Genomic DNA, 17,698 nt, shown 5'->3' on the forward strand with positions numbered 1-17,698 from the left:
AGCCAATAAGCCAAATGGGGTCAATCCTTTCTAGGTGAAGAGAAGGGAGGCGTCCTCGTCCAGGGTGACGCGGACGGCCCGGCCGGGGGTGATTTCCCCGGCCAGGACGGCCTTCGCCAGCGGGTTCTCCAAACGCTTTTGGATCACCCGCTTCAGGGGCCGCGCCCCGTACACCCGGTCATACCCCTCCCGGGCCAGTAACTCCTTGACCTCCGGCGTGACCTCCAGGGCGACGTTCTGCTTGGCCAGCCGGGCACTCAGACGCTCCAGCTGGATGTCGACGATGGCCTGCAGGTGCTCCGCGCCCAGCGGCTCGAACACCAGGATTTCGTCGATCCGGTTCAGGAACTCGGGACGCAGGTGCTGCCGCAGGGTCTCCAGCACCAGCCCCTCGATCTCGGTCCGCGGCCGCCCGGCCATTTCCCGGAAGTAGTGGCTGCCCACGTTGGAGGTCATGATCACCACCGTGTTGGTGAAGTCCACCGTCCGGCCGTGCCCGTCGGTCAGCCGCCCGTCGTCCAGGAGCTGGAGCAGAATGTTGAACACCTCCGGGTGGGCCTTCTCCATCTCGTCGAAGAGCAGCACGGCGTAGGGCCGGCGGCGCACCGCCTCGGTGAGCTGCCCGCCTTCCTCGTACCCCACGTACCCCGGGGGCGCCCCGATCAGGCGCGCCACGGCGTGTTTTTCCATGTACTCGCTCATGTCGAACCGCTGCAGGGCGCGCTCGTCGTTGAACAGGAACTCGGCCAGCGCCTTGGCCAGTTCGGTCTTGCCCACCCCGGTCGGCCCCAGGAACATGAAGGAGCCCATCGGCCGGTGCGGATCCCCGATGCCGGCCCGGGCGCGCCGGATGGCGTCCGCCACGGCCTCCACCGCGTGGTGCTGCCCGACGACCCGGCGGTGCAGGTTCTCCTCGAGCCGGATCAGCTTCTCCGTCTCCCCCTCCAGCATCCGGGACACCGGAATGCCGGTCCACTTGGCGACGATCTCGGCCACGTCCTGCTCGTCGACCTCTTCCTTGAGCAGCCGTCCGGGCCGGTTCTCCAGCCGGGTCTTCAGTTCGGCCAGCTCTTTCTGGAGTCCGGGGATCACCCCGTAGCGGATTTCGGCCAGCCGGGTGAAGTCGGCGTTCCGCTCGGCGGCCTCGTCCTCGGTGCGGGCGTTCTCGATCCGCTCCTTTAAGAGCCGGCCCTGCTGAATCAGGTTCTTCTCCTCGTCCCACAGCGCCTGGAGCTTCGCCAGCCGCTCCTCGGCGCGCGCCTTTTCCTCCTCGAGCCGGGTCAGCCGGTCCCGGCTGGCCTCGTCCTCTTCCCGGAGGAGGGCCTGGCGCTCAACTTCCAACTGGCGCACGCGCCGGTCCACCTCGTCGATCTCCGCCGGGCGCGAGTCGAGTTCGGTGCGCAGCTTGGCGGCCGCCTCGTCGATGAGGTCGATCGCCTTGTCCGGCAGGAACCGCTCGGTGATGTACCGGTCCGACAGGGTGGCCGCCGCCACCAGGGCGGTGTCCTTGATGCGCACCCCGTGGTGTACCTCGTACCTTTCCTTCAGCCCGCGCAGGATGGCGATGGTGTCGGCCGCGTCGGGCTCGCCGACGTACACCGGCTGGAAGCGCCGCTCCAGCGCCGGGTCCTTCTCGATGTGCTTCCGGTACTCGTCCAGGGTGGTCGCCCCGATGCACCGCAGCTCACCCCGGGCCAGGGCGGGCTTGAGCATGTTGGCGGCGTCGATCGCCCCCTCGGCCTTGCCGGCCCCCACCAGGGTGTGCAGCTCGTCGATGAACAGAATGATCTCGCCGTGGCTTTCGGCAATCTCCTTGAGCACGGCCTTCAGCCGGTCCTCGAATTCGCCCCGGTACTTCGCCCCGGCCACCAGCGCGCCGATGTCGAAGGCGAGCAGGCGCTTGTTCTTGAGCGTTTCCGGGACGTCCCCGGCGTTGATCCGCCGGGCGAGCCCCTCGGCGATCGCCGTCTTGCCGACGCCGGGCTCGCCGATGAGCACCGGGTTGTTCTTGGTACGCCGCGACAGGACCTGCATCACCCGCCGGATCTCGTCATCCCGCCCGATGACCGGGTCGAGTTTGTTCCGGGCGGCGAGTTCGGTCAGGTCGTGGGTGAACCGGTCGAGTGCCTGGAATTTGTCTTCGGGGTTCGGGTCGGTCACCCGCTGCGTGCCCCGGACCTCTTTGAGCGCCTGGAGGATCCGGTCGGGCGTCACGCCGTGCCGCTTGAGCAGCGCGGCCGCGCCGCCGCCGCCGGGTCCGGCCAGGGCCAGCAGCAGGTGTTCGGTGCTCAAAAACTCGTCCTTGAGTTTGGCGGCCTCCGCCCAGGCCCGCTCCAGGGCCTTTTGCACGCCGGGCGTGACGTACACCTGGCCGTCGCCGTCGCCGGCGCCGGTCACCCGGGGCTTGCGGCCGAGTTCCTCGCGGAGGCGCTCTGCAAGCGCGGCCGGAGTGACCTCGAGGCGGCCCAAAATCAGGTGCACCGTACTCTGTTCCGGTTGCAGCAGGCCGGCCAGCAAGTGTTCCGAATCGATCGCCTGATGATTGTATTGTTCGGCTGCGGCCCTGGCGGCTTGAAACGCTTCCTGGGCCCGGACGGTCAGTTTGTCCAGCCGCATTGTTGGATCACCTCTTTAATATTAGAATCCAGAATCCAGAATCCAGAATAGAAGCCGTTCCCTGTCGCACGATAACCGTCGCCTGTTGCGGGCCGTCCCCGTGTCTTAGACTGTGAGGCCGGCGCGGGGGTTGAACCGGGAGACGTCCCGCAGCTTCTCAAGCAATTCCTTCTCCGCTGCACTCGGGCGCTCCGGGAGGCGGACCTCCAGCCGGACCAGCAGGTTGCCGGGGGGCTTGCCATCCGCGCCCGGGAGCCCGAGCCGCTTCAGTCGCAACACCGTGCCGTTCTGGCTGCCGGGCGGCACGTTCACGGTGACCGTCCCTTTCAAGTAGGGGAACTCCACCTTGGCCCCCAGAGCGGCCTCGGGCACCGTCACCGGCAGTGTGCACTCCAGGTCCCGCCCCTTCAAGCCGAAGAAATGGTGGGGGCGCACCCGGATATGCACGTATAGGTCGCCGGCCGATCCGCCGTAGCCACCGGGTTGACCCCCGCTCGGCACCCGGATCCGGGTTCCGTCCTCGGTGCCTGCCGGCACCTTGAGCCGGAAAGTCTGCCCGTTGAGGCTGAGCTGCTTCTCGCTGCCGTGGAAGGCCTCCCGCAGGCTGATCTCTACCGTGCCTTCCAGATCCACGCCCCGGTAGGCGCCGCGGCCCTCGCCGAAAACGTCGCGGCCCCCGAACGGCCCTTCCATCCCGCCACCAACGCCGCCGCCGCCGAAGAATATCCGGAAGAAGTCGCTGAACCCGTCGGCGCCCTCGCCGCCGAAGGTGAACCGTACTCCCTGGCCGCCGTTCTGGGCCCGCCCCCACGGGCCGGCGTGCCGGAAGCCGCCGTCGGCCCGGTGAAAACCGAACGCCTCGTTCCAGTCTTCCGGAATCTCGTCGTACTTCGCCCGCTTATCCGGGTTGCCGAGCACCTCGTAGGCCTCGCTGATTTCCTTGAAACGGGCGGCCGCGTCCGGCTCCTTGCTCTGGTCGGGGTGGTATTTCCGCGCCAGTTTGCGGTAGGCGGCCTTGATCTGCTTCTGGTCGGCTTTCCGGTCCACACCGAGTATAGCGTAATAGTCCTTGTATTCCACTCCGGCACACCTCCTTCACCGGGTAATCCTATCCTAAAGAAAGAGCGAGGGGGAAAACCGCCTCGCTGCTTAAAAACTACGTCGGGGGGAGTTGATCTGACTCTTACAGGACTCAGCCAACCGGTACTCAGCCAACGTTACTCTTCGATCTGAATCTGGATCTGCTTCGGCCGCAACTCGTCGGACTTGGGCAGCACGATCTCCAGCACCCCGTTGCGCAGGGCGGCCTTGACGGCGTCCTGCTTCACCGGCACGCCGATGGTGAAACTCCGTTGCGCCGTGCCGTACGGCCGTTCCAGCCGCAGCTGCCGGGCGTTCTCCGGCACAACTTGAGCCCGTTCCGCCTGGACGACGAGCTGGTTCCCCAGGAGCTGGATCTTGATGTCTTCCTGCTTCACCCCGGGCACATCGAGGTAGAGGAGCAGGCTGTCCACCGTCTCGAAAAAGTCGGCGCTGCCGAACGTGTCGTGGTGGTTGCGCTCGACGGAGCGGAGCAGGCTGTCGTCGAACAGGCGGTTCATTGCCCGCTGCAGGTTCTGCATGTCCCGGAATGGATCCCACCGCACCAATGTCATCACTTGAACACCTCCGAGTGAATTAGAGTTTTTGGATCACCGAGACTCCCCCGACGTTCACTCCCTTTCGCGTTCCCGCGACCCCGTGATCACCGGACCCAGGATTTCCTCCAGTTGGAGGATGATCTGCACCCCGGCCAGGTTGACCCCCTTCACCTGGGTCAGGTAGCGGACCCTCTGGATCAGTTCCAGGTCCGCCCGCGAATACAGGCGGATGTTGCCCTTGGTCCGGGCCGGCCGGACCAAGCCGCACTCCTCGTAGATGCGCAGCGTCCGAGGGTGGATCTCCAGCATTTCGGCCGCTATCCCAATTACGTATACAGGCTCTCTATCTCCGATCCTGAACATTGGATGACCCTCCTAGACGTCAGCCCACCTACTAAGTTGATTATATACACCCTAACAATATTATTGTCAAGTGGTCTGGATTTTTATGCATGACGGGCCTGACGGCCGGGCGGCCCAGCTGTGGCAGATAGCTTTGTTTTACTTGGCGAGGCGCCTGTTTGCACCGAAATACGGCCTTGGAGACAGGTAATCCCGGATATTGCGCTTGGCCCCCGAAAGCGCTTTTTTCGGGCCGGAATCCGAGTAGAGGAGGAGTTCGGTTGTGGCTGTCGAAAATCTTTTGTCGTCGCGGTGGGCAGAGTAGAATCAGCGACAGTCCCGCGGGGGCGGAACGGAACAGTTCACCGGCGCGGCTGGAAAGCCGGCAGGCGGGAGTGAACCGGAGATTATTATCGGCGTCATCGCGGACACTCACATCCCATCCCGGGCCCGGGCCGTTCCGGCTCCGGTGCTGGAGGCGTTCGCACGGGTGGACCTCATTATCCACGCCGGGGACCTGACCGACCTGAAGGTACTGGACGACTTGTCCCGCCTGGCGCCGGTGGCGGCCGTGGCCGGGAACATGGACTCGTGGGAGGTCCGGCGCCGGCTGGGCGAGACCAGGCTCCTGGAACTGGAGGGCTTCCGGATCGGCATCCTGCACGGGCACGGAGGCTACGCGGGCGCTCAGCACCGCGCCCTGGCCGCCTTTCCCGGAGCGCACTGCGTGGTGTTCGGCCACACCCACGCCCCGTACTGCGAGCGGAGTTCGAGCGGTGTACTGCTCTTCAACCCCGGTTCGCCCACCGACCGCCGCCGGCAGCCCCGTGCCTCGTACGGATTGCTGCACCTGGGGCGGGAGATCAGGGGCGAAATACGATATCTGGATGGAGGGGATTAGGAGTTGGAGTACAAGCCGAGACCGAGAAAAGTGGAACTGCGGGACGCCGTGGACATTTTTCTGGACAGTCCGGACATCCTCCCCATCTACACCGTCAAAAAGGGGGACTACGCCGTCCAGATCCAGGAGGACCAGCACCTGTACCTGATCTTTGAGACCCGGGGCCAGGGCATAGTGATGGGGAAGTTGCCGCCGGACCTGGTCCGCCTGATCCCCGTCGAGGACGAGGAAGCGCACTACGAAGCCCGGTCGTTCATGCTGCGCCGCCTCAAGGAGGCGGGGCTGGCTTAGGAGAAAGCCGGACCGGTTGGGCCGCGGCGGGCGCCGGTGCCGCGGGCTTGCCGCTGACATAGGGAGGGCCCAATAGCGGGGAAGTCGTGGGGACCCGTAGAAAGAGAAGGTGACCAGGAAGCGCGGACCCGGAGGCAAGGGTCCGCGCTTCCTTTCGGCCGGCCGCAGGCCTGTGTCTAGGCGGACCGGCGATTCGCCGGCCCCGGCGACACGGCCCGTGAGACGGCCGGCCCGGATGCCGGCCGGGAAAAGGGCCCGGCTGGTGAAGTACGGCAAGGCCAAGGCTTGGCTAAAGACCCCGCCGGCCTATTCCGAGCCGGTTTCCTGACTTTTTTGCTAGCCGCTCTTCCCCAGCGCGTCCTTGAGCGCCTCGGCGAGGTTTGAGTAGCGGTGCTGGAAGCCGAGCCCCTTCATGCGGGCCGGGAACACGCGCTGGCCGGTCAGCAGGAGGTCCGCCATCTCGCCCAGGACCAGGCGCAGGGCGGCGGACGGCACGGGCAGAAACGCCGGCCGGCCCAGAATCCGGCCCATGATCCGGGCGAACTCGATGTTGCGCACCGGGTGCGGGGCGGTCACGTTCACCGGGCCGTGCAGTTTGTCCGCCTTCAGGGCCAGCGTGACGGCGGCGGCGGCGTCCTCGAGGTGCACCCACGACATCCACTGCCGCCCGCTGCCGAGCGGGCCGCCCAGCCCGAGCTGGAACGGGGTGATCATCCGGGACAGGAGGCCGCCCCCCGGCCCCAGCACCATGCCGAAGCGGGCGGCGACCACCCTTGCGCCGAATTCCCCCGCCGCCCGGGCCTCCGCCTCCCAGGCGACGCAGACGCGGGCCAGAAAGTCGTCCCCGGGCTCGGACTCCTCGTTCAAGTCTTCATTGCCCCGGTCGCCGTAGTAGCCCACCGCCGAGGCGCTGACCAGGATCCGCGGCCGGGGGTCGGCGGCCTGCAGGGCTTTCACCAGCGCCCGGGTGGTGTCCACCCGGCTGGAGAGGATGCGCTGCTTGGCGTCCGCCGACCAGCGGCCGAGGGCGATGGACTCCCCGGCCAGGTTGACCACGGCGTCCGCCCCGGTGAACAGGGCGGGGTCGGGCAGGACCGGGTTCCAGCGCGCCAACTCGGTGTTGCGCGGCGCGGACAGGGCCACCGCCTTGATGTCGGCGGGCGACTCGCGGGTCAACACGGTCACCCGGTGCCCGCGGTCGGCCAGGTGCCGGGACAGGGCCCGGCCCACGAAACCTCTTCCCCCCGTGATCACAACGTGCACGTGGATACCTCCTCTTTAGAAGCCTTAGAAGCCCGCAAGCTGATTCCCGGTCACAAACCAAAGCGTGCCCGGCGGGAGCGGCGGCTGGTGCCGGTTGGGACCGCCCCCTGGGCTTTTCCACCATATTACCACAGAACCGGCAGGGTGTGGCATTTGGGAAGCACCGGTTTTTTGGGGCTGCGGAGGTGTTTTAGGTTCCGCTCCCGCCGGGCCGGGGTTTATGGGGGTTTGGCGGCTGATTGGGACGGGCAGGGAAGGGGGAACGCCGGCGGCTGCCCGGAGGCGCTTTTCTTCCGGGCAGGGGTTTGCGCGGGGCGCAAAAATAAGTTTACAATACCTCTTGGAGCGGAAAACAAGAGCCGGTAAACAAACAAGGAGAGGATGAGGGTTGATTGGAGAAAAATAAGCGCCGGGTGGCTCTGAACGGGAGCCCGATTTTCGAGGCCCACGAGACGTTCCGGTGTTCCTGCCACGCCGGTCTGCCGTGCTACAACTCGTGCTGCGGGGACATCGACATCTTCCTGTCCCCGTACGACGTGGTGCGGATGAAGAACCGGCTCGGGGTGACTTCCGGGGAGTTTTTGCGCGCCTACACCGCCCGGGTCCCCACCAGGGGGGGGCTTTCCCTGGTGCGGCTCGAGATGCGGGACGACGCGGGAAAGACCTGCCACTTCGTGGCATCCGAGGGCTGCCGCATTTACCCCGACCGCCCCTGGGCCTGCCGGATGGCGCCGATCGACATCAACAGCCAGGGTGAGTACCACTTCATTTTCAACGACTCGCAGTGCCTGGGGCTCAAGGAAAAGGCGGAGTGGACGGTCGAGACCTGGATGCGGGACCAGGACATGCTCGTTTACGACGAGCTGGAAGCCGTGTTCCGGGACCTTCCTTCCCGGCTGCGCTTCCCCGGCTTGCCGAGCCTGGACCGGCACGTCGCCGAGATGTACTTCATGGCCTGCTACGACGTGGACCGGTTCCGGAGCTTTGTCTTCGACACGGACTTCATCCGGGAGTACGGGGTGACGGACGGGGTGGCCGCGCTGCTCAGGGCCGATGACGCGGCGCTGATGCAGTTCGGCTTTGGCTGGCTCGCGGGCGGGGTGGACGTGCGCAAGACCATGGAACTGCGGGACCAGCTGCAGTCCGCCTGATTCGGTTGGGTCAGCCGTTTGGGAGCCGCCGCCAGGGCGCCTGATTTGGGCGGGCGGCGGCAACGGTCAGGGGTCGCCGCCGCCGGGGCCGCCGGTCGTCAGGAGGCCGAGCTGCGCGGCGAACACCTCCGGGTCGTGGTAGTCGACGTTGTGGTACTCCAGTTCCCCGGTTTCATAGATGCGCACCGCGAGGGTGTTTCCGCCCTCGGTGAAGCTTAGGTCGACCAGCATCTGGCCCAAGAGACAGTCATAGTTTTCGTCGACCACGGGGCAGCCAGCCTGCTTCAGAATGGTGAGCAGCCCGCGGAGCACGGCGGCCCCCGCGGTTTTCTGGAATTCTTCCCGCACGCCCTGGTTGACGAGCGCCAGGTCTTTTTCCACCAGGGCGGCCACCTGGCCGAGTTCCTCGATGCTCGCCGCCAGGTACCGGGGCGCCCGGTTGATCGGCAGGGCCCGGGTGAGTGTGCCCTGGGCCTCCCGGACCGCCTTGAGGATGTGCTTCAGGTCGTGGGTTTTCTCGGGTTGCATGTCCCAATCCCCCTGCCTGCTTTTCAGTTCAGGAGTTGTCCGGCCAGATGGAGCGTACTCTCCAGGCTCGCTGGCCCCCAGCCGATGGAGCTGTGCCGGACAACGCCTTCGCGGTCCAGATAGACGGTCACCGGGATGCCTTGAACCTGGTAGAGCCGGCTCACCTCGCGCTTGCTGTCAAGCAGGACCTCCACCCGCAAGTCATGTTTGGCGATAAAGTCAGCCAACTGTTTTTCCCGGTCGGCGGCAATCAGCACCACGTCCAGGCCCCGTCCGTGCCAATCCTCCATATAGGGCTGCAACTGCAGCACCTTGTTCACGCAGGGCCTTCAGCCCAGTGAGAAGAACAGCAGCATTACGGCACGGCCTTGGAAGTCATCCGGCAGCGATACTTCGCCCCCGATCAGGGACGGCAGCCGGAAAGCGGGCGCCGGTGTGCCGGTTGCCGGCCATTCAAGCGGCGGCGGCAGCGGAGCGGCAGTCCCGCTTGGAGCCTCAGGGGCCGCGTTCCGGTCGGGAGGGGTGGTGCTCCCGTTCGGTGCCGGCCCCCCGAAACCGCAGCCGGCGGCGGCGAGCAGCAGTCCGGCGAGCATCATCCCGGCCAGTAAGAGGGCCGGAATCGGCTTAGAGCGTTTTAAGCTTCGCATTTTCTCACCTCCTTGTCCGCCACGCGGGCGGTAAAGGTGAGCGCCCCGGTGGGGCAGACCCGGGTGCATTCCAGGCACCGGATGCATTCGGGGTGGTTCGGGGCGCGGTCCACCGCGATCTGCAACGGGCAGGCGCCGCGGCAGGAGTGACACTGCCGGCAGCGGTCCGCCCGGTAGTCGAGCCGCCAGACGCTGACCGGGTTCATCAGCCCGTAGAAGGCGCCGAGCGGGCAGGCGGTCCGGCAGAAGGGGCGGTACACGAACACCATCGCCACCAGGAAGGCGGCCAGCACCCCCACCTTCCAGAAGAAGAGCGGCCCCATCAGCGCCCGGAGCGCCGGGTCGCGCAGGCCGACCAGCAAACCCGCCTCCAGCGTGCCCGCCGGGCAGACGTAGGTGCAGAAATAGGGCGCGCCGAGGCCGGCGGTGCTCACCAGGAGCGCGGGCAGGAACAGGACGGCGGCCAGCATCAGGTACTTGGCCGCGAGCAGAATGGACGGAATCCGAACCTTGCGCGCCCCAGGCCGGGCCAGCACCTCCTGGAGCAGGCCGAACGGGCAGAGCCAGCCGCAGACCAGCCGCCCGGCCAGCGCCCCGGCCGCGGTAACGATCCCAACCACGTACAGCGACACGGTCTGTCCCGGCATGGCCAGCAGCACCTGGTAGGAACCGACCGGGCAGGCGCCAAGTGCTCCGGGGCAGGAGTAGCAGTTCAAAAACGGAACACAGACCTGCTTGAGCGGGCCCTGGTAGATCCGGCCCTCGGCGAAGCCGGAAAGGTGGCCGTTGGCGGCCAGTGCCGAGGCAAGCTGGACCATTCTCCGCCGCGGGTTCGGCCAAGAGATCGGGTTTGCCCGCAGGCCTAACGGATGCCGATGCATTCCAGGCAAATCACGGCGGCTTTGTGGAACACATCCGCCGCCTCGCCACGGGCCAATCCGGCCAGAATCAGCCCGAACCCCAAGGCCGCGAATCCGTAAGAAATCCAACGCCGGGTCTTCAAGCGGCACTCCACCTTTCACCGGTCTATATTGGACCTCGGCCCCCGAATCTCCTGCCTGTCAACAGGGGACGCGTGCGTGGGAACGAGAGACGGACCTTGCGGAAAGGCTCCAGCCGTGCCCGGTCGGTGCCGGACACGGCTGGTTTCAGTCCGTAAGAACATAAAACTCGTCCGAAGAGAAAGAACCCCGGTTCCAGAAGGGTAATGCGGCAGCTCTACAAACAAAGCTTGGTGTCCAAGTCGCGGACGCCGCGCGCCCCGAGGAGGTTAATGCGGCAGTTCTACAAACAACGCTTGTTCTTCGGGCCGGTAGTCCGCGGTGAATTTCCCCTTGTAGTTAATGTCGAACTGCTTGAAGAAGCCCCGGGCGTTGATTCTGGTCTTCTTCACGAAGACGCCGTTCGGGCTCGGTTTCAGGCGGATGATTCGCCTTTCACGGTCGAAAGCGAGTTCGTACCGTTCTGCCGGCAAGGTTTTGCGCGCGATTTTGTTCAGCACGATGGAACTCTTTGACAGTGAGACAACCGGTTTCGGTTCCTCCCGCCGTTTCCTCTTCTTGGGCGTGTACACCTCGAAACCCATTTTTGTTCCTCCTTTTGCCTATTTGTGGCAAATTGTTGTTAGCATTATGTCCACGTTCATCATCGGTCAAACGTGTGCACCTATTGGTATTCATCATCTTTTTTCGATATACTGGAATCAGCGGTGACCGCTCTCACTATCCGGGCTGTTGCCGCGCAAAACAGGTGTTTTCCCTATGGATTCCCGTTCATTTATAGAAAGTGTTTCTTGCAGCGCAAGAATGGGGGAGTTGCTCACGACGATTCATCGTCGCTCATGCGGGAATGAAAATATCATCCAAAGATTCTATTTTTGGGGGAGGAGAGTAAGCTTTGTTCTGGATGGAAGTGAGTATTATCACCCCCACCGGATACCGGCAACGGGTCGAAAACCTCATAACGGGCATGGGCGGGTCGGTACAGCAACCCGAACCGGAGGCCGGGGCGAGCGCGGGAGCGAGCGTCGGGGCGGGCACCGGTGCCGGCACCGATGCCGCCAAGGAGGGGGAGGTGACCGTCACCGGTTATTTCCCGGCCGAAGACCACGCGGGCGACACCATCCGTCTGCTGCGGGCCCGGGTCAAAAACGTGCTCGGGACCATCCCGGACATCACCTTCGCCGAGGTACACGGCACGGACCCGAAAACCGGACGCCGCCGCCAGTGCACCACCTTCCGGGTGGGGGAGCGGCTGGTGGTGAAGCCGTCCTGGGAGAGCTACACCCCAAAGGGTGAGGAAGTGGTGGTCGAGCAGGACCCCACCTTGGCCTTCGGCTGCGGGACCCACCCCACCACCGCCCTGGCCCTGGAGTACCTGGAGCGCTACTTGGCCAGGGGGGCGCGCGTCCTGGACATCGGCACCGGTTCGGGCATCCTGGCCGTGGCCGCCGCCAAGCTGGGCGCGGGGGCGGTGTGTGCCGTCGACAAGGACCCGGTGGCGATCAGGGCCGCCCGGGAAACGGTGGCGCAGAACAACCTGCAGGGCCGGATCACCATTATTGAAGGAAACCTGCTGAACCAAGTCTCGGAAAAATGCGACCTTTTGGTGGCGAACCTGCACCCCCACCTGCTGGAGGAATTGATTCCGGCCGCCTTTTCCCGGATAACCCCCGGGGGCGCCTTGATCCTGACCGGGTTTACGGCCGATGACGAGGGACTGGCCGCCGGCCTTCTGCGGGGTGCCGGTTTCAAAGTCGAGCGGGCGAGCATCCGGGGGCGCTGGGTGGTCATTCTGGCCCGCCGTCCCTAAACCGCACGCTTCCGTTCTATTCCGCTTCCCGGGGTGCTTCCTTTTCCCGGAACAGGGCGTCTTTCAAATACTGGTGGTAGAAATAGTCCGCGATCCCGATCAGGACCGCCGCGACGAGAATGACGAACACTCCCATTATTGCCCAATGGAAGCGTTTTAAATACCATAGAGGAATTATTTGGAAAACAAAGAATACCCAGAGAGACACCGATGCGGTAAAATAAATGGGAAAGCCCATAACTTCAGACCGGGTACGGGTGATGCGAGATTGGCCGCGCAGTCCAAGCGCAAGCAGAAGGAGAAGGAGAAGGAACCGGAAGCCCAAGCCCCGTCGGCGGTGGGCGGTTTTGTCCTGTGGCGGCGGCGCCTGCGGAACCTGGCGCTGGGGGCGATGGTGCTTGCCGCGGTCGTGTGGTTCTCCCTGCCCGCGGTCGGCCGGTTTCTGGTGGTGGCCGATAAGCCGGCGCCGGCGGAGGTCCTGGTGGTGCTCTCCGGTGACCGGGGTGAGCGGCTGGAGTATGCCGTCCGGCTTCACCGGGAGGGCTTGGCCGAACGCCTCCTGTTAAGCGGCGGTCCCCTGTACACCGACCTGACCGCAGCCGACCTGCTGCGCCGCCACGCCCTGCTGCTGGGGGTCCCGGAGCACAAGATCATCATGGAGCCCCGCGCCGTGAACACCTACCAGAACGCCCTGTACAGCCGGGAGTTGATGGAGTACTACGGGCTGGATTCGGCGATCGTGGTTTCCTCCCCCTACCACATGCGCCGGGTCCGGGCCCTGTTCGACGAGGTGTTCCGGGACAGTGACATCCGCCTGTTTTACCGGCCGGTCGAGGATTCCTGGTTCGACCCGGAATGCTGGTGGGAATCAGCCGCGGGCCGGCGTCTGGTGCTGGGGGAGTACCTCAAGCTGACGGTCCTGGTCCTGCCCGAGCAGTGGCGGGCTTTTTTGTACCGCCGTGGCGCCGGCGAGCCTCCGGCCCCGAATTAGCGGAGAAACACCAAGGACCGCACTGGAAGAGGGACCATTTATTTCGGGTCATTTACGGCCGCCCGGCCTTGTAGTATGATGAAACAAAATTCTGTGGGGCTTTTTCGGGGGAGAGGGCCGGGATTTTGCGTTTGCTCCAAAGGATCAAGGCTTATGACAACCCGGTGAGCAGGGTGGTGCTGTCCCAGGTTTTCATCTTCGGGGCGCTCCTGCTGGTTAGACCCGGCCTGTGGCCGGTGGTGCTGTTTTTGGTGCCGGCCAACGGCTTGGCGCTCTTTTTCGCCCTGCGGGGGCAGCAGAGCGGGCGGCAAATCATTACGGTGAAGCTTGACGACCAGCCGATCGACCCCACCTTCGAGATCGCCAGCGAAACGCTGCCCTATATGCGCCGGGGTCTCAACGCGGAGAGCGCCTTGCAGACCGCCCAGATCATCCAGAAAATCGGCGACGTGCCGGCGGTGGCGATCACCGACCGGGTGCGCGTGCTGGCCTTTATCGGCCCCGGCTGCGAAAAGCACCCGCCGGGGCGCGAGATCGTCACCCAGGCCACCAAGGAGGTTATCGCCACCGGTGAGCTGAAAGTGGCGGAGAAGCAGGAGGACCTGAAATGTCCGGTCCGGGACTGCGAGTGCCCCATCGCGGGCGCCGTCATCGTTCCCCTGAAGGTGCGGGACGAGGTCGTGGGCACCTTGAAGCTCTACCGGACCGAAAAAGGGCCGGTCCCCTCCGGAGTCGTCAAACTGGGGGTGGGGATCGGGCAGTTGCTCGGGTTCCAGATGGAACTGTCCGAGCTGGACCGGCAGGCGCAGTTGGTGACCAGGGCCGAGCTGGACGCCCTGCGGGCGCAGATCAACCCGCACTTTTTGTTCAACACGCTGAACACGATCATTATGTTCAGCCGTACGCACCCCGAGACCGCGCGCCGCCTGCTGATCCGTCTGGCCGCCTTCTTCCGGCACGCCTTTAAGCGCACCGGGCACTTCAGCACGCTGGCCGAGGAATTGGAGTGTGTCGACGCCTACGCCGTCCTGGAAAAAGCTCGCTTCCGCGAGAAGCTGCACGTGGTCCGGGACGTGGACGAGAGCTTGCTGGACTTCCAGGTGCCGGTGCTCACGTTGCAGCCGCTTGTCGAGAACGCGGTGAAACACGGGATCATGCCGAAGATGGGGAACGGTACGGTGAAGATCATCATCCGCCGGGCCGGCGGGGAAATGCAGGTGGAGATTGCGGACGACGGGGTGGGTGTCCCGGACGACATTCTGCCGCAGGTTTTCAAGCCCGGATTCGGTTCGGGGAGCGGCGTGGGGTTGAGCAACGTCAGCGAACGCCTAAAAAGTCTTTTCGGCGCCGAATACGGGCTGAAGATAGACACCGAAGCAGGTGTGGGAACCAGGGTGTATTTCCGGATTCCGCTGGTGCACGGCGTTCAGGAGAAGGGAGTGAGCAGGGCCAATGAAGCTAAGAGCCTTGATAGTTGACGACGAGTACCCGGCCCGCCAGGAGTTGCGCTATCTGCTGGGCAACTTCCCGGACATCGAGGTCGTGGGTGAGGCCGCCAACGCCCACGAGGCGCTGGCCCTGATCGAAGCGCTCGATTATTCGGTGCTGTTCCTGGACATCTCCATGCCGGGAATGGACGGCTTGCAATTGGGCGCGGCCATCCGCGAACTGGAGAGCCCGCCCTACGTGATCTTCGTGACCGCGTACAACGGGTTCGCCTTAAAGGCTTTTGAAGTGGACGCCATCGACTACGTGATGAAACCCATTGACGAGGGTCGCCTGCGGATGGCGATCAACAAGGTGATCCGGGCCACGCAGGAGGTGGCCCCGTGCGCCGAGGCGGTTGACGGGGGCGTTCCGGCCGCCGCCGTGCCCGCGTTCCGGATCGACCGGATTCCGGCCGAGCGGAACGGGAAGACCATCCTGGTCAGCGAGTCCGACATCGTGTACGCCTTCACCGAGCAGGACACGGTGTGCATCAAGACTTACGACGAAAAGCTCTTGACCCGCTTCACCGTCAAGGAACTGGAGGGGCGGCTGGACCCGAACATCTTCTTCCGCACCCACCGGTGCTGCGTGGTAAACCTGCGCAAGGTGAAGGAGATCATCCCGCTTTTCAGCGGCACCTACGCCCTGGTGGTGGACGACCGGGAGCGGAGTGAGGTGCCGCTCAGCCGGGGGCAGGCGAAAAAACTGCGCAAGATTCTGGGCTTTTGATTTATCTGCACCGGTGGTGAAGCTTTCAATAGTTTGATCCGCTGTGGCGAAAAACGCAAGATACTCGGTCTTTGATGCGAAGCGACGCGCGCGGGGGGACTCTCTTGATCCTGGGTATCGGAGTCGATCTTGTTTCGGTCAACCGGATCCGGGCGGCGTCGGAACGCACCGGGGGCCGCATACTGGTGCGCCTTTTCACGCCCGCCGAGCGGGACTGCTGCCGGGCGCGCCGCACGGCCTACGAGTGCTACGCGGCGCGTTTCGCCGCCAAGGAGGCGGTGTTCAAGGCGCTGGGCACCGGCTTTTCGGGTGGGCGCTGGCACGACGTGGAGATCACCAACGGTCCGGGTGGCGGACCGGTGGCGGCGCTGACCGGGGGCGCGGCCCGGGCCGCGGCCCGGCGGGGGATCACCCGGGTGCTGCTGTCGCTGAGCCACGAGGGGGACCAGGCCGTGGCCTTCGCCATCGCCGTCGGCCCGTCCGAAAGTCAAGAAAGCTAAGAAGGGGGGGGACAGTCCTCCTTTTTGATACGGGGCAGGGCGGGGGTTTTGCAACAGAGAACCGTCCCCTGTCGCAACCGGTCGCAGTTTTTGGGGAGGGTGAGGATCTATGCGGGTGGTTACCGCGGCGGAAATGGGGGAGATAGACCGCCGGGCCACCGAGGAATACGGCATCCCGGGGCTCGTCTTGATGGAAAACGCGGGCCTTAAGGTTTTTGACTGTGTGCGCCGGGTCCTGGGCGGGGTGGACGGAAAACGGGTGGTGGTTCTGGCCGGAAAGGGCGACAACGGCGGCGACGGGCTGGTGGCCGCCCGCCATTTGCTCCAGAACGGTGCCCGGGTGAAGGTTCTGTTCAGCGGTGACCCGGCGGAGGCGGCGGGTGACGCCGGAGTCAACCTCGAGATCTGGAAGAGGCTTGGGCAACGGCTCCACCTGCTGCAGGACCGGAACGCGGTTCAGTTTTTGCAGCTTGCGCTGCTGTCGGCGGACCTGGTGGTGGACGCGCTCTTCGGCACCGGTTTCAGGGGCGAGGTGCGCGACCGGGCGCGAAAGGCCATCGAGGCCGTCAACGAGTCGGGCAAACCGGTGGTGGCCGTGGACATCCCGTCCGGGGTGGAGGCGGACACCGGCGCGGTGCGCAGGCCGGCCGTCCAGGCGACCCACACGGTCACGTTCGGCCTGCCCAAGCTCGGGCTGGTCCTGGAACCGGGGGCGGGGCGGACCGGCGAATTGCACGTGGTGGACATCTCCCTGCCGCGGCCGCTGCTGGAGGCGGAGGCGGAGGGCGGCCGGTATCTGCTCACCCCGGCACTGGTTCGGGGGTGGTTGCCTCCCCGCGGGGTGGAGGCGCACAAGGGGCGTTTCGGCCACGTTTTGGTGGCGGCGGGATCGCGGGGGATGTCCGGCGCGGCCGTCCTGGCGGCGCGCGCGGCGGCTTATGCCGGGGCCGGGCTGGTCACCCTGGCCGTGCCCCGGGGCATCCAGGCGGTGGCCGCCGGTCTGCAGCCGGAGCTGATGACCCTCGGGTTGCCCGAGACCGGCGCCGGGACTTTGAGCCGGGCGGCCCGCGAGCAGATTGAGGAATTCCTGCCCCGTGTCTCCGTGCTGGCTCTGGGTCCGGGACTGTCCGCGCATCCGGAGACGGTGGAACTGGTCCGCGAGCTTTTGCCCGGGGTGCGGGTGCCGTGCGTCCTGGACGCCGACGGCCTGAACGCCTTCGCGGCCGGGGAAGGGGAGGCCGGCCGGAGTCACGTCGGGGCGCCCGCGGGGGCATCCGTGGCGGAATCGTTCCCGCCCGGCGGCTTCCGGGAAAAACCCGACCTGGTGCTCACCCCCCACCCGGGGGAAATGGCGCGGCTTCTAGGCTTGAAGGGCGCGGCCGAGGTGCAGGCCGACCGTCTCGGCGTCACCGAGCGCACGGCCGCCGCCTGGCGGTGCACGGTGGTGCTGAAAGGGGCCCGCACACTGGTGGCCGAACCGGGCAGGACATACATCAACCCGACGGGGAACCCCGGGATGGCCACGGGCGGAACCGGCGACGTCCTGACCGGGATGATCGCCGGGCTTCTGGCCCAGGGCCTGGAACCCGGTCCGGCGGCGGCGGCGGCCGCTTTCCTGCACGGGCGGGCCGGCGACCTGGCGGCGGCGGAACGCGGGCAGGCGTCCCTGCTGGCCGGAAACCTGCTGGAGTATCTGCCCGCGGCCTTCCGCGAACTCGCCTAAGAAAAGGGGGACAGTCCCCTGTTTTTTAAAGACGGACCTATGCGCGCAGCAAGTTGTCTGAACCTCCTTTCGGTGTT

20 protein-coding genes are annotated in these 17,698 nt (G+C 65.6%); 9 read left to right on the forward strand and 11 right to left on the reverse strand.

From position 1 onward, the window contains the following. Nucleotides 1-30 precede the first annotated feature (30 nt). The 4 genes from clpB to AB1402_07345 all read right to left on the reverse strand — a co-directional run bounded on the left by clpB (nucleotide 31) and on the right by AB1402_07345 (nucleotide 4,619). Nucleotides 31-2,616 carry an ATP-dependent chaperone ClpB gene (gene clpB / locus AB1402_07330; GenBank protein ID MEW6541407.1) on the reverse strand — a complete coding sequence of 862 codons (2,586 nt, stop codon included), beginning with the start codon at nucleotides 2,614-2,616 and terminating at the stop codon, nucleotides 31-33. Between the two features lie 105 nt (nucleotides 2,617-2,721). Continuing rightward, the gene (locus AB1402_07335) at nucleotides 2,722-3,696 is read right to left on the reverse strand and encodes a DnaJ C-terminal domain-containing protein (protein MEW6541408.1); all 975 of its coding nucleotides are present in this window, start codon (nucleotides 3,694-3,696) and stop codon (nucleotides 2,722-2,724) included. A gap of 137 nt (nucleotides 3,697-3,833) precedes the next feature. Further along, nucleotides 3,834-4,271 carry an Hsp20/alpha crystallin family protein gene (locus AB1402_07340; GenBank protein ID MEW6541409.1) on the reverse strand — a complete coding sequence of 146 codons (438 nt, stop codon included), beginning with the start codon at nucleotides 4,269-4,271 and terminating at the stop codon, nucleotides 3,834-3,836. Nucleotides 4,272-4,328: 57 nt separating this feature from the next. Continuing rightward, nucleotides 4,329-4,619: a MerR family transcriptional regulator gene (locus AB1402_07345; GenBank protein MEW6541410.1), complete on the reverse strand. Its 291-nt coding sequence runs from the start codon at nucleotides 4,617-4,619 to the stop codon at nucleotides 4,329-4,331. A 400-nt stretch (nucleotides 4,620-5,019) separates the two neighbouring features. On the opposite strand from AB1402_07345, the gene AB1402_07350 reads away from it, so the two are divergent. Beyond that, nucleotides 5,020-5,499 carry a metallophosphoesterase gene (locus AB1402_07350; protein MEW6541411.1) on the forward strand — a complete coding sequence of 160 codons (480 nt, stop codon included), beginning with the start codon at nucleotides 5,020-5,022 and terminating at the stop codon, nucleotides 5,497-5,499. A gap of 3 nt (nucleotides 5,500-5,502) precedes the next feature. Continuing rightward, a complete protein-coding gene (locus AB1402_07355) occupies nucleotides 5,503-5,790 on the forward strand; it encodes a hypothetical protein (GenBank protein MEW6541412.1) in 288 nt (95 codons plus the stop codon). 336 nt (nucleotides 5,791-6,126) lie between these two features. On the opposite strand, the gene AB1402_07360 is transcribed toward AB1402_07355, so the two are convergent. Next, nucleotides 6,127-7,053 (reverse strand): TIGR01777 family oxidoreductase, encoded by a 927-nt coding sequence (locus AB1402_07360; GenBank protein ID MEW6541413.1) that lies wholly within the window; start codon nucleotides 7,051-7,053, stop codon nucleotides 6,127-6,129. Nucleotides 7,054-7,445: 392 nt separating this feature from the next. Here AB1402_07360 and AB1402_07365 point away from each other — a divergent pair, with 392 nt between their 5' ends. Further along, a complete protein-coding gene (locus AB1402_07365) occupies nucleotides 7,446-8,204 on the forward strand; it encodes a YkgJ family cysteine cluster protein (protein ID MEW6541414.1) in 759 nt (252 codons plus the stop codon). Nucleotides 8,205-8,270: 66 nt separating this feature from the next. On the opposite strand, the gene AB1402_07370 is transcribed toward AB1402_07365, so the two are convergent. The 6 genes from AB1402_07370 to AB1402_07395 form a co-directional block, all read right to left on the reverse strand. Beyond that, on the reverse strand, nucleotides 8,271-8,732 hold the full coding sequence (locus AB1402_07370) for a hypothetical protein (protein ID MEW6541415.1): 462 nt from the start codon (nucleotides 8,730-8,732) through the stop codon (nucleotides 8,271-8,273). Nucleotides 8,733-8,755: 23 nt separating this feature from the next. Then, on the reverse strand, nucleotides 8,756-9,052 hold the full coding sequence (locus tag AB1402_07375; GenBank protein MEW6541416.1) for a TlpA disulfide reductase family protein: 297 nt from the start codon (nucleotides 9,050-9,052) through the stop codon (nucleotides 8,756-8,758). 9 nt (nucleotides 9,053-9,061) lie between these two features. Beyond that, nucleotides 9,062-9,379, reverse strand: a complete 318-nt coding sequence (locus tag AB1402_07380) for a hypothetical protein (GenBank protein ID MEW6541417.1) — start codon at nucleotides 9,377-9,379, stop codon at nucleotides 9,062-9,064. After that, the gene (locus AB1402_07385; protein ID MEW6541418.1) at nucleotides 9,367-10,260 is read right to left on the reverse strand and encodes a 4Fe-4S binding protein; all 894 of its coding nucleotides are present in this window, start codon (nucleotides 10,258-10,260) and stop codon (nucleotides 9,367-9,369) included. Before AB1402_07385 ends, AB1402_07380 begins: the two co-directional genes overlap by 13 nt. Further along, nucleotides 10,242-10,382 (reverse strand): CD1871A family CXXC motif-containing protein, encoded by a 141-nt coding sequence (locus AB1402_07390; GenBank protein MEW6541419.1) that lies wholly within the window; start codon nucleotides 10,380-10,382, stop codon nucleotides 10,242-10,244. The genes AB1402_07385 and AB1402_07390 overlap by 19 nt, the downstream gene beginning before the upstream one ends. Before the next feature lie 267 nt (nucleotides 10,383-10,649). Next, nucleotides 10,650-10,964, reverse strand: a complete 315-nt coding sequence (locus tag AB1402_07395; protein MEW6541420.1) for a hypothetical protein — start codon at nucleotides 10,962-10,964, stop codon at nucleotides 10,650-10,652. A 320-nt stretch (nucleotides 10,965-11,284) separates the two neighbouring features. Here AB1402_07395 and AB1402_07400 point away from each other — a divergent pair, with 320 nt between their 5' ends. The 6 genes from AB1402_07400 (at nucleotide 11,285) to AB1402_07425 (ending at nucleotide 17,621) form a co-directional block, all read left to right on the forward strand. Further along, on the forward strand, nucleotides 11,285-12,190 hold the full coding sequence (locus AB1402_07400; GenBank protein MEW6541421.1) for a 50S ribosomal protein L11 methyltransferase: 906 nt from the start codon (nucleotides 11,285-11,287) through the stop codon (nucleotides 12,188-12,190). A 268-nt stretch (nucleotides 12,191-12,458) separates the two neighbouring features. Continuing rightward, nucleotides 12,459-13,181 (forward strand): YdcF family protein, encoded by a 723-nt coding sequence (locus tag AB1402_07405; protein ID MEW6541422.1) that lies wholly within the window; start codon nucleotides 12,459-12,461, stop codon nucleotides 13,179-13,181. A 125-nt stretch (nucleotides 13,182-13,306) separates the two neighbouring features. Continuing rightward, complete coding sequence (locus tag AB1402_07410; GenBank protein ID MEW6541423.1) at nucleotides 13,307-14,659, forward strand: histidine kinase; 1,353 nt, start codon at nucleotides 13,307-13,309, stop codon at nucleotides 14,657-14,659. Then, nucleotides 14,634-15,398, forward strand: coding sequence for a LytTR family DNA-binding domain-containing protein (locus AB1402_07415; GenBank protein ID MEW6541424.1), 765 nt, complete (start codon nucleotides 14,634-14,636; stop codon nucleotides 15,396-15,398). Before AB1402_07410 ends, AB1402_07415 begins: the two co-directional genes overlap by 26 nt. 104 nt (nucleotides 15,399-15,502) lie before the next feature. Further along, complete coding sequence (locus AB1402_07420) at nucleotides 15,503-15,898, forward strand: holo-ACP synthase (GenBank protein MEW6541425.1); 396 nt, start codon at nucleotides 15,503-15,505, stop codon at nucleotides 15,896-15,898. A gap of 109 nt (nucleotides 15,899-16,007) precedes the next feature. Then, nucleotides 16,008-17,621, forward strand: a complete 1,614-nt coding sequence (locus tag AB1402_07425; protein ID MEW6541426.1) for an NAD(P)H-hydrate dehydratase — start codon at nucleotides 16,008-16,010, stop codon at nucleotides 17,619-17,621. Nucleotides 17,622-17,698 lie beyond the last annotated feature (77 nt).

The sequence above is a fragment of the Bacillota bacterium genome, assembly GCA_040757205.1.
Lineage (GTDB): Bacteria > Bacillota > Desulfotomaculia > Desulfotomaculales > Desulforudaceae > Desulforudis.